The sequence below is a fragment of the Paenibacillus sp. FSL K6-2393 genome (assembly GCF_038002545.1).
Classification (GTDB): domain Bacteria; phylum Bacillota; class Bacilli; order Paenibacillales; family Paenibacillaceae; genus Paenibacillus.
In genome coordinates this window covers 3,085,884-3,098,486 of record NZ_JBBOCU010000001.1, presented here as the reverse complement: position 1 = coordinate 3,098,486, position 12,603 = coordinate 3,085,884, and the positions used below count along the sequence as shown (strand labels likewise).

General features: G+C 48.7%; 8 protein-coding genes. All 8 read right to left on the bottom strand.

The genetic code is table 11. The features are described from left to right. Positions 1-82: 82 nt before the first annotated feature. Positions 83-1,678, bottom strand: coding sequence for a gamma-glutamyltransferase (ggt, locus tag MHI14_RS13845; protein ID WP_341130546.1), 1,596 nt, complete (start codon positions 1,676-1,678; stop codon positions 83-85). Then, positions 1,672-2,913 carry a pyridoxal-phosphate-dependent aminotransferase family protein gene (locus MHI14_RS13840; RefSeq protein ID WP_341130545.1) on the bottom strand — a complete coding sequence of 414 codons (1,242 nt, stop codon included), beginning with the start codon at positions 2,911-2,913 and terminating at the stop codon, positions 1,672-1,674. Before MHI14_RS13840 ends, ggt begins: the two co-directional genes overlap by 7 nt. Before the next feature lie 6 nt (positions 2,914-2,919). After that, positions 2,920-4,227: a M20 family metallo-hydrolase gene (locus MHI14_RS13835; RefSeq protein ID WP_341130544.1), complete on the bottom strand. Its 1,308-nt coding sequence runs from the start codon at positions 4,225-4,227 to the stop codon at positions 2,920-2,922. Further along, positions 4,224-5,627, bottom strand: a complete 1,404-nt coding sequence (gene allB, locus MHI14_RS13830) for an allantoinase AllB (protein WP_341130543.1) — start codon at positions 5,625-5,627, stop codon at positions 4,224-4,226. The genes MHI14_RS13835 and allB overlap by 4 nt, the downstream gene beginning before the upstream one ends. A 43-nt stretch (positions 5,628-5,670) precedes the next feature. Beyond that, positions 5,671-6,048, bottom strand: a complete 378-nt coding sequence (gene uraH / locus MHI14_RS13825) for a hydroxyisourate hydrolase (protein ID WP_091029530.1) — start codon at positions 6,046-6,048, stop codon at positions 5,671-5,673. Beyond that, on the bottom strand, positions 6,048-7,553 hold the full coding sequence (gene pucL, locus MHI14_RS13820) for a factor-independent urate hydroxylase (RefSeq protein ID WP_341130542.1): 1,506 nt from the start codon (positions 7,551-7,553) through the stop codon (positions 6,048-6,050). Before pucL ends, uraH begins: the two co-directional genes overlap by 1 nt. Positions 7,554-7,792: 239 nt before the next feature. Further along, entirely contained in the window at positions 7,793-9,415 is a 1,623-nt protein-coding gene (locus MHI14_RS13815; RefSeq protein ID WP_133385142.1) for a PucR family transcriptional regulator, read from the bottom strand. A gap of 426 nt (positions 9,416-9,841) precedes the next feature. Next, the gene (locus tag MHI14_RS13810) at positions 9,842-12,586 is read right to left on the bottom strand and encodes a CHASE3 domain-containing protein (RefSeq protein ID WP_341130541.1); all 2,745 of its coding nucleotides are present in this window, start codon (positions 12,584-12,586) and stop codon (positions 9,842-9,844) included. Positions 12,587-12,603 lie beyond the last annotated feature (17 nt).

Genomic DNA, 12,603 nt, shown 5'->3' with positions numbered 1-12,603 from the left:
ACTCTCACTCCAATGACAGACTAACCTTCCGATCGCTGTTATCATGTAAATATCTAGTTGAACTTATATGTTCATGTAGCTGTTACCACCCAATAGCCATACCATCGCCTCTGGGATCTGCGGCGCCGCTAATCATGCCGTCCTCACGAATGACAATGCCTTGCGACTGTCCCATAATACCGTCCCACGGCGCTCTCGCTTCAACGTTATGTCCCCACTGGGCAAGGGTTGCACATACGTCATCATGATATCGGTTCTCCACACGCATCGTATCACCTTCTTCGCCCCAGGTACGTCCGTACACCCAACGCGGCAGGCTGATCGCTTCCTGGATGTTGAGCCCGTAATCAAGCACTCCGGTAAGCACCGATAATTGTGTCTGAGGCTGCCCTTCTCCCCCCTGTGTACCTACAAGCATATATGGTTTGCCATCTCGTGTAACAAGGCCCGGCATGAGGGTGTGGAATGAGCGTTTGTTCGGTTCCAGCACGTTGGCATCTCTCGAATCTAGGGAGAAAAACGACCCCCGGTTCTGCATAATGACCCCCGTATCCCCTGGTACATACGCTGCACCGAAGTCAAAATACAGGCTTTGAATGAAGGAAACGGCATTGCCTTCGCTATCAACAACCGCAGCATACGCCGTGTCCTGGCCTATTGTTTTAGACAAAAACGGTTGTGCCACAGGTGGAGCAGACTGAATCTCATTCCACAATTGGTCTCCGTAACTCTTGGATAACAGAAGATCCAGCGGAATGTCCCTGAAATCCGGGTCCGTCAGATAACGGTCACGATCACGAAACGCCTTTTTCACCACTTCCGCCATCAGATGATAGAATTCCGGTGAGGTACGTGCTACAGAGGACAGATCCGTATGCTCCAGCATATTTAACATCATCAGCATCGAGAATCCCTGCGAGTTGGGCGGCATCTGATGAACTTCATAGCCACGATACTCCGTGCTAACGGGTTTCACCCACTCGCCCCGATGCCCTGCAAAGTCTGCTGGTGCAAGCATGCCCCCATCCTCACGAATAGCCGAAGTCAGACGATCCGCAAGTTCTCCTGTATAAAAAGCATCTCGCCCTCCCGTCTGAATCAGACGAATGGAGGCAGCAAGATCAGGTTGGATCAGCAGCTCGCCCTCCTGCAAAAGTCTACCCAAAGGCGCAAATACCGCTCGCAGCGGTGTATGCCCCATAATGAAATCTTCATCCCTTTCCATCCACAGGCGGAGATTCCGGGATACAGGGCATCCTTTTTCCGCATACTGCGCGGCAGGTTCAAGCAGTTGCTCCCACGGTAACTTCCCGTACCGGGACCAGACTTCCCACCAGGCATCCACCACTCCCGGAACCGTGATGGCACTAAGCACACCACGCTGAGGGATCGCACTCATGCCCATCGCTTTGAACGTCTCCGCATGAATGCCTGCTGCTGAGCGACCACTTCCGTTATAAGCGGTAATCTCACCGCTGGCTCCGTCATGAATCAGGAAGAAGGCATCCCCGCCAAGTCCGGTCATATGCGGATATACCACACCTAGTGCTGCACTGACCGCAATAGCCGCATCATAAGCATTCCCGCCTTGCTGGAGGATGGAGCTTCCTACTGCACTCGCCAGATAATGAGGAGTGGTGACCATGACCTCCCTTGAGATTGGCATCTGGTTTAACATAAAGCGCCCTCCTTCCCTGCATACACATCCAATGCGGCCTGCACTGCTTCACCGGCAGGTAGTACATGACGATGACGGAGAAGAACAGCTTCCAACGCCCCTAGCACATGAAGTACGTTCTTGCGTTGGCAGCTGAATCCCATTGTACCGATCCGCCAGATCTGCCCTTTCAACGGGCCGAATGAACTGGCAATCTCAATGCTGAAATCGTTCAGCAACATGCTGCGCACCGACTCACCATCAATCCCCTCCGGAATCGTGATACAAGTGACCACCGGAAGTTTACTGGACATATCCCCATACAACTGTAGTCCCATTCCCTGAATTCCAGCGACCAACGCACGTTCATTGACCAGATGTCTCTGGAACCTGGCCTCCAACCCTTCTTGCAGCAGTATGCGCAGGCCTTCGTGAAGACCATAGAGCATGGAGGTTGCCTCCGTATGGTGGTTCAACCGTGCTGAACTCCAGTAATCCTGCAATTGGCTCAGGTCAAAATAATTGCTGGCAATGGTGCGGCCTTCTGCCCGCGCACTGGTTGCATCTCGGAGTCCGCGTTCAACTGTTTTGCGGCTCATCAGTTTCTGTTCCACACGACTGTTGTACGTGAGAGGTGCCATCCCTGAAGGAACGGACAGGCATTTCTGCGTGCCACCCATCACCGCATCCAGATGCCAGGCATCCGTCTCCACCGGAGTCCCGCCAATGGTTGCTACAGCATCCACGACGAGTAAGATATCAAGGTCGCGACAGGCTTTGCCAATCTCGGCAAGGGGCTGCATCTGACCGGTGGAAGTCTCACCGTGAACCATCGCAACCAGACTTGGTTTATGGGTATGAATCGCCTTGATCACCTCTTCGGGATCAAATACCGTTCCCCATTCTGTTTCAAAAAAGACAACCTCTGCACCGCAGCGTTCCGAGATCTCAACCAGCAGATGTCCAAATCGTCCGTAGATCGGAACGAGAACTTTGTCACCGGGCTGGATCAGACTAACCAACACAGCTTCAATGCCTGAACGGGATGTACCATCGACTGGATAACACCACTCGTTATCTGTCATAAATAACTCACGCAGCATCGCCATCGTCTCGTTCATTAAGGATGTGAACTCCGGGTCAAACTGCCCCAGGATCGGAAAGGATAATGCTCTAAGAACACGTGGATCAACTTCAACCGGCCCCGGGGTCATAATGGTCCGCAAGGACGGAGATAACTCTTTATAGGTGGACATCTTCATTCAACTCCCGTAACCGTATTTATAGAGTAGCCGTACCAGAACCCGAAAACCGTGCATCAGGTCTGCTTCAGCTGTATATTCAAGTGGATTATGACTGATACCGTCCTGACTCGGCACAAATATCATGGCTGTTGGACAAGCCGGCTGAAAAATCTGCGAATCATGTCCCGCGCCGCTTGGCATTAGCCAATAGGACAACCGCTCCTGCTCACAGGTATCCTGAATGTCTGAGATCATCTCTGCATTCATAGGAATAGGCGTTACCGACAGATGTTCTTCCCAGTCCAGTCCGAGCTGCTGCTCGGCTGCGATTCGACTAAAAGCCTGAAGCATATCCTGCCAGCACCGATCAATACTCTCCTGCCGGATATGGCGGATATCCAATGAAAACACCGCCCGTGCTGCAACCACATTTCCAACACCCGGATCGGCTGTGATTCGCCCAACCGTGGCTACCAGCGGTTCTCCTGCTTCCAATGCGATATTCCTTACTGCAGTAATCATCTCGGCTGCTCCTGCAAGTGCGTCTTTGCGCCAAGACATCGGTGTCGTTCCTGCGTGATTCGCTTCTCCACTTACGGTAATACTGAACCGCTTCTGACCTACAATGTCGGATACAACTCCAATCGAATGTCCGAGACGTTCCAGAACCTGACCTTGCTCAATGTGAAGCTCAATAAAGGCACCGTAATTTTTCGCGGCAGGTCTATATGCACTATCGGGTCCAAAGCCCGCATCCCGGATCGCTTGTGCAAAGGTAACGCCGTTTTGATCCTTCAAATGATCTACATCTTCCAGAGACGTTATTCCTGTTATACTGCGTGAACCCCAATACGCAAAAGGGAATCGGCTTCCCTCTTCTTCGCATAACGATACCACTTGAAGTGTGCGCTTAGGTGCTCCGAAATGCTTCTGCAAATACTCCAAAGCAAGGACACCCGCCACCACACCGTAAGCACCATCATACTTGCCACCATACACCACAGTATCAATATGTGATCCGGTCACAATCGGTAATTCTTCAGCACCAGTCGCTGATTCCTTACTCTCGCTCTTGAGTGTGCCATACAGATTACCGGACTGGTCAAATTCGGGAGACAGCCCTTTCTCCTGCATTTTGGCAGCAAGAGCACCTTGTGCTTCACACCAAGCCGAGTCATACAACAGTCGTGTGACGCCGCCCTGTGCATCCGCACCATAGGTCGACAGCCAGTCAAGCATGGCTTGCAGCTCCACCTGTTCCACATTTGGCAAAGGAAGAGGTGCGTTATTTGTACCGGATGACCGGTATACTCCAGACTCATTCATGACGTCTCCTCCGTTCCCGCTTCGATGGGACTAAAGGAGTGGGCTGTAATGTGCTGCCCGATCGGTTCAGGAGATAATCCGGATTCCGAGTTATATACCCGTTGCCCACGACAGAATACTTCTGCAATGCGACACTTAAATGTACGTCCCACATAAGGACTCTGTTTATGCGTATAGAGCAGATCCTCCGTGTTCAGGATTGTGCTCTTCTCCCAGTCAATCAGGACCAGATCTGCATCCTTGCCAATGGCAATCTCCCCTTTACTCTCCAGACCAAGCCTTTTGGCAGGTTGCAAGGAGAGAACTCTTCCGAGCAACGGGAGGTCGATATTACGCTGAAGATGTCCATCCTCCAGCATGATTAGCAGCGTGCTTTGTGCCCCCGATATGCCTCCCCAGATTTCGAAGAAGTTATCAGATTGTTTCATGGATGGCGGACATGGAGAATGGTCTGAGGCAATAACATCAATCAATCCTGACGTCAGTGCATCCCACAACTGCTCCTGCTCGGAAGAGCTGCGAAGAGGTGGAGCACATTTCGCTACAGCACCCAATCGGACCACATCCTGCTCGGTCAGTGTCAGATAATGAGGGCAAGTCTCCGAAGTGACATCCTGCCCACGCCGCTTGGCTTCTGCAATCAGATCCAGCGCTTCCCGGGTACTAATATGCACAAAATGCAGCGCACACCCGGTCTGTTCACCATATTTCAACGCTCGGGCAACTGCGACGACTTCAGCTTCCACAGGACGCGACCGGATATAATCCATCGGTCCAGTCTTTCCCTCCGCAATGCTTTTCGCGCCGAGTTCGGCAACGATGCCTTCGTCCTCTGCATGAAGTGCCAGCACACGGTTTATTTTTGCAATTGCATGCATCCCGTCCAACAGTGTATGGTCATCAGCTCTGGCAAAGATGTCTTCCCCTTCGCCTCCCGGCTCGGACATAAATGCCTTGAATCCGGCAGCACCCAACCCTGCCAGTGGAGCAAGTTCCTCACGGTTACCGGGAACCAAGCCTCCCCAGAAGGCATAATCAACATACGATTGGTCTGCCGCTGCTTTCATTTTCATTTCCCATGCTTCCGGTCTCGTGGTTGGTGGTACGCCGTTAAGTGGCATATCGACATAGGTGGTGATTCCCCCTGCGGCAAGGGCTGCCGAACCTGATCGGAACCCCTCCCAACTGGCGAGTCCAGGTTCATTGAAGTGTACATGAATATCCACGACACCCGGCATCACTGTAAGCCCCTCAGCTTCTATGATGCAAGTCGCTTCACCAGCAGTCAGCCGCGTGGATAGTTCCGTTATTTTCTCACCAGTAATGCCAATATCCAGTTGTTCTACCCGATCTCTCAGCACCACCCGGGCCCCCCGGATGATGGTATCAAATGTTGTCATGTGGATGACCCTCCCCCTGAATCAGAACCGGATGTGTGCATATTCAGCTTCCCCGGTATGTACTGTAACCTCCTGGAGCAATTAATAATGGAATATGGTAATGGCTTGAGGCATCAGATACGGCAAAACGAATCGGAACAATCGTCCATAATGCCTGCCCCAGCTCCTCCAACGAACGCTGTGCGTAATAACTCTCGACATGGAATTGAAGCTCATATATGGCTGGCTCCAACTTGCCTTCATCCAGCAGCGGTGCATCCAAACGCCCATCCGCATTGGTCAACGACTCAGCCACTTTTATCTTGCTTTCCTGTTCTCCATTCCTCTTCAGGGTATACAGTTCGATCCGAACACCCGCAGCTGGGACACCTTTGGATGTATCCAGCACATGTGTTGTAATTCGTCCACCAGATATCGACATCAGACGTCACCTTCTTTCCCGGAGTCACGGCCGTCTGTTGCCATATCATCCCTTGTCATCGAGAAACCCTGGAATCCATAAGGTGGTCTCGGCTCGGTAAATACTTTGCCTTCTCCTTCTTTCACTTCCTCCAGCACTGTCTCCCACGTCCGATTGTTGGATTCAAATGAAACCTCACTCAGTTGCTCAAATCGGCTTAACAACCTTCGTCCAATCTGGTAGATCAGATGTTGAATGGAAGCGGATCGACACTCATGAAATACCGCAGCAGCCAAGTCTCTAACCTGTTCCGCCGCTACATACCTTCCACGCTGATCATCCATACCATCTCTCGGATCTTCATAACGCCAATTAATGTTCAGGAAAATAAATAACGGTCGATCCCATGTCTCTGGAAGAGTGGTATATTCATCCTGCATAAATCCGGCAAATTCACTGCCTTTGACCTTGATCAGTCTCAGATCGGCTACACCACTGAAATGGTTGCTTAGTTCAATCGAGTCTCCTGTTCGTTCTGCTTCCACGGCAGCTGTTGCACGATCATTCTGCGAATAACGAAATACGAGCGCACTCGGTCGATAACTTCCTTCCAATCCAATCGGTATATCTTCAAAAGGAATTTGGTCCGCTGTCATCTGAACCTTGCTCATCTGCGGATACGTCTCCAGGAAACGCCGACTTACCAGTGCAAGAAATCCTTCCACCGTCGCCCCTGTGTAATCCGCTGCATGTTTGAGAATAAAATTTTTCATCGAATCGGTTGCGACCACCAGCGAATTATCTCCTTCTGCAAAAGAAGGCAAGAATTCATCGCCCTGCACAGCGACCTTAATGTTTAATCCAAACAGAATATTGCTGCGTCCCATGAACGGAGATTCCGGAATGGACTGTACACCGGTCAACGGTTTGGCGTAGGAACGGTACATCCACACATCCCCTTTGCCGTAATACATCGTCCGCTGCTGCACTGCGGCTGGCTTGCTCACAAACTCATGTTCATGACCGATCTGTGCAAGCCACTGCTCCAAGCGAATGCCCGCAATTTTGAAGACTTCCTTCAATGCAGTCTCGAATTCTTCTTCCCTGCCTCGGCGATGACGTTGCCTCATGGATTCAAGGATGGAGCTTGCGGTATGGCCTTTAACGGCCAATATGAAAGGAAAGCCAAATTGGCTTGTATATGCTTTGTTTAATTGTTGAAGTTCGTTGTATTGCTTTTGTGAGAGGGAATCAAGTCCTGCACCAGCCTGCTCCTGAACGGAGTTGCTGCTCATGCTGATTCGCGCTCCAAGATCCGGGTGATTTCGAAGTAACTGTAACTTCACCTGGTCATCCGATGCCTGAACCACGTTTTTCATCACTTTCATCATCTGTTCAAATGAATCAAAAGGTCGTAAAAGCCCGGCCCGCTCAGCCACCCATGGTGATTCCTCAAATAAGCCGCCAAACGTATGCACAAACTGTGTGATAGACCAGTTGTTAACAAGTTTAATTAAGTCGCTCATGTTAAAACCTCCGGTCTGTTGTGGATTATTGTTCTTCATTCTAAGTGTCGTTCAATGTCGCGACAACAATATTTACGCAATTTTGTAATATAACATAACATCAGAGTTGCGATTTGTTTGCTGTGCACGGGAAATTCAGTTTTTGTGGTCCTTAAACATTAAAAAACCGCACTCCATCAAGGGAATGCGGTTCTTGGGGGTATGACCCGGTAGCATTGTCATGTTGCACAATGTGCGGTCTAGAGTTGGACATTGTGCGGTCTTGAAGCTGTTTTGTCCCGAACAAACTTGCGGAAGGTGAATACCAGCTTTAATTTGAGCAGATCATTCGTTTTCTTAAAGTCCATTTGCAGCAAGCTGCCGACTTTCTCCATCCGATAAGTGACCGTGTTACGATGCACAAACAGCTGCTTGGCAGCTTCATTGATCAGTCCATCATTCTCGATAAAGGACTCCAACGTATTCATCAGCACTTGATTGGGATCACCATCCCTGGCAAGTAACGGTTCAAGTACTTTATTGCAGTAATTCTCCATAATGTTATCCGGTACATGTTGAAAAACGTAAGCAAATTCGAGCATTTCAAATTGCAAAGCACGGTCTTTCATGCCGAATCGACGAGCCAGTTGCCGTGTGTCCAGACACTCCTGATACGCTTCACGGAGCGATTTGGGTTCGTGTTTCATTTTGCTGATCCAGAAACGCGGAGCTGGTGCTCCTTTCGCTTCTTGCGCTGCCAGAACATCACCGAAACGGCTCAAGAGAAAACTTGACAGCTCCTCTCCATAATCTCGCCCTGTTGGGCAGGTGTAGATGGACAGAATGCCATCTTCGATCTGAAAATGCTGTGAGGCCGTGAATTGCATCAGCGGATTGTATTGCAACTCGCGATGAATCTGTTTAAGCAGCTTTCCCTCGGCAAACAGAGTTGGTTCAAGTGTAATCAATACGCACTGATAGGTGCCCTGGAACAGATGTACACCTTTGTTTTCACTCAAAGTGGTCAATTCCTGGATGGTCATTTTGTTATCCAGATACTGTGAAAGCAATGTACGCATCTCATCTTGCACAGTCGGATTAATATGCTCGCGATAAGTCATATCCATATAAAATGCCAGTACATCCGCAGCCTGTTGGAACAGCTCTTCCTCCGCTCGAAGGGATAAGGCTGAATCGGTAAACACAAGCAACGATCCGTATTCTTCATCATTCTGCTTGATGGGTACGCGATGACAACTTCCCTGATTCCATTTCACTCGGTGCATGACGGATTTCCACGGCCAGCCTTGGGTTACAGCATCCCCTGCAATGCCTTCACTCCCATAGAGCACATGCCCACGCGAACCAATGACGGCAAGCGGATAGTTCAGCACCGTGGCAAGCTCGGCAAACACATTCCGATGTGGCTGCTGTTGCAGTGCAAACTGCATTAATTTTTTCTGTTTCTGCACAACCTCATGCAGCAATCGGTTACTACGTTCATGTTCAGCCTTGAACAAGGCATTCATCTGGTCGGAGAAGGTGAATTGGAAGGGGAGCTCAAGCAGCGGTAAACGAAGCCGATCAGCTTCCTCAACAATGCCTTGGGGAATGGACTGCCAGAAACGTCCCAGCTTGATGCCGAGTCCTGCACAGCCACGTTCATTCAAGCGTCGCATCAAACGCAGTGCATCTGTTTCACTGTCTTTCATAATAAAAGCGGTCGTGAACAACATTTCTCCGGATTTGATCCAATCCGCGATATCAGGAGCGTCCATGACGTTAACGGATTTCATCATCCGTGAAGTCCCTTCTCCACCCGCAACCAGTTTAGCCTCTGACAACGGGTATACCTGTAAAGCCTCTTTAACCGTAAGTTGCATGGACACTACCTCCCATATATATAACACGATATTATGTCATTCTGATTACTATAACTAAATTTCGCATTATTTTTCGAATTAAATCCATATTCAGTCGTTTAACTTTTATTTGTTGTTAAGTATTATAACATCATTTTTCTGAATAAAGCTTACATGGCAAAAAAATAAAACCTATGACCTAATTACAGCGCAATTCCCTGTAATTGGCATAAGTTTTATAAGTTACTATGATCCACATAATGTTGAAGTAATCCATTTACACGATAACGGAGAGGGCAGAAAAAACCTGAAAAAGCGAAGCGTTCGCCTTTATCCCCGGATTTTCCCCTTTGAAAAAGGGAATCGAAAAAATCTGGGGATAACAGCGATTGGAGGGTTGTTCTGTCATCGTAGTGTCCGTGTAAATAATCTTTAGTTCAACTACAATCAGATTTCCATGGTTTCGTGATCCATCCATAATTTCATACGGGATAACACATCTTTGATATTCAGCGGTTTGCTGAGATAGTCCGAAGCACCTGCAGCAATACATTTCTCCCGATCCTCTTTCATGGCCTTGGCTGTCAGTGCAATAATCGGAAGCTGAGTCATGCCAAGCCGTTCACGAATCTGGCGAGTCGTCTCATACCCATCCAGTTCCGGCATCATAATATCCATCATGATGATATCAGGCTTGACTCCTCCACGCTCCAGCAATTCCAGACACTCGTACCCATTCTGAGCTGAGATGACATTCATGCCGTATTGCTCCAGAGCGTTAGCCAGCGCATATACATTTCGAATATCATCATCAACGACTAGCACTTGACGACCACTGAGCAAAGACTCTTCCAGAGGTGTCAATAAAATATCCGATTGTTCGGAAGTCATTGAAGGAAGTTTATTGATCTCAGGTGTAGTGCTTGCCACCTCATTCAAGAACAACCGCGATACATTCATAGTCTCTGGTTCATCTCTTCGCAGTGGCAGGAACAGCGTGAACACACTGCCATGTCCTTCACGACTTGTTGCCGAGATTGACCCACCCAGCAAAGTTGCAAGCGATTGAGAGATCGACAGGCCAAGCCCTGTTCCGCCATATTTACGTGCCGTAGCCCCATCCGCCTGTTTGAATGCATCAAAGATCTGTAGAAGTTTGTTTTCCGCTATGCCAATCCCTGTATCACTGACGGAGAAAGCAATCACGTCGGTCTCTTGATCTTTCACCTCAGGATGAGCCAGACTCATTCTGGAGATCGTTAAGGCAACTTCACCCTCACTGGTGAACTTGAATGCGTTCGAGAGCAGATTTCGGAGAATCTGATGCATTCTCATCTCGTCAGTCACGATGGTTTCCGGTAAAGGGCTTTGGAGCTGAATTCGGAAATCTATTTTTTTCTGTTCCGCTGTTTTCAGGAAATACTGGTTCATGACTTCAGGCAGACTGCTCAGGTAAACATCATCAAAATCCACTTTCATCTGCCCGGCCTCTACCTTGGATAAATCAAGAATATCATTGATCAGATTCAGCAGGTCTTTACCTGACTTGTGAATGACCGAAGCATAGTTCTGCTCTTCACTATTCAAGTGTTGATTTTTATTTTCAGACAAGATTTCGGATAAAATCAGCATGCTGTTGAGCGGTGTCCGCAGTTCATGAGACATGTTCGCCAAGAATTCGGATTTGTATCCCGAGCTTGTTCGTAACTGATCCGCCACAACTGCAAGTTCATTGGCTGATGTCTCAGCAGCACTCTTCTGTATTTCCAGGCGATCATTAAGCATATGAAGCTCTTCAGTCTGCATTTGCAGTTCTTCCGTCTGAGACAGCATCTCTTCGGTCTGAGCCTGAAGTTTCTCCGATTGTGCCTGTAATTCTTCATTCAAAACTTGTGACTCATCATATAATTGCTGTAATTCCATGCGGGTGACGGTCGAGTGTAGTGAAACACCAAAAATGTCCGTCAGTTCTTGCATCAGCTTCATATCATTCTCTTGCAATGGCTTCATCGAAGCAAGCTCGATAACCGCAATCGTTCTGCCTTCGAACAGGATCGGTACTACAGTAAGTGATGTGGCAGATGTATACCCGAGCCCCGAAGAGATTCGGATATAGTTCTGGGGCAGATCATTCATGCGTAGAACTCGCTTCTCTACAGCACTTTGACCTACAAGCCCCTCACCCGGGGCAAGCGACACTTTACCGAGCGAACGTTCTTTCTCTCCATCCCCAGCATATGCAGCCACGCGCAGCAGTCGATTGTCTTTCCAGTAATATAAAACGCTATAGGGAACTTCAAACAACTTGGCAAGCTCGTTCAGGAACAAGCGGGACAATCCCTCCAGATTGGTCGGGTTCTGTAAGAGTGTGGCAATGCCTGTGATCTGGTCCTTGACCCGATTCTGTTCCTGTACTTCATCCAGTAATTTGTTGGTTTCGTGGCCCAGGTCTCCCACTTCATCATGTGTCCGAACCTGAATCCGCTGCTTCAGGTTTCCACCTTTGGAGATATCACTGATGGTTTGCATAACATCTCGCAACGTTTTGACGATATTTCCTGATATCACAATCGCAGCTGCAATGGATAATGCTGCAATAATACCCCACAGCGTGTACATAATCGTCAGCAGTGTGGAACTGCGTCTGGCAAGTTCAGTAACCCTCGCCTCGGTCAGAGAGATCTCTGTGTTACGGAAGGTTGTAAGTTGAGAGCGCAGTAGATCAATTTCAGTTTTACCCGGATCAGATTGAAAGAATGCAACAACTTTCGCTTGATCCCCTTGCTTTTTCAAGTCCACCGACGGCTCCCCAGCAATCTCAATCCAGCGTGTAATATGAGCTTTGATGTTTTGCAGACTCTGCTGTTGTGAAGGATTATCGCTAATGAGAGCATTCAACTGATCATAGTTGGAACTCCACTGGGATAGGCCTTGGGAGTAAGGCTCCAAGTAACTTTCATTGCCTGTAATCATGAATCCACGCTGTCCTGTCTCCATGTTCAAGACATTTTTTTCAATCGCGTTGGTCAGATTATGTACTTCCAGATCATGATGGGAGATAAAATCATTTTCCTTCTGTAACACATTAATTTGGGCCGTAAGCACTAGCAGAACAGCACCAAACAAAAGCACAACCACAAGATAGCCCAATAAAATTTTGGAGCGTATCGTAAATCTTCTCGTTTTTGACAACGCGGAAACCTCCAAAT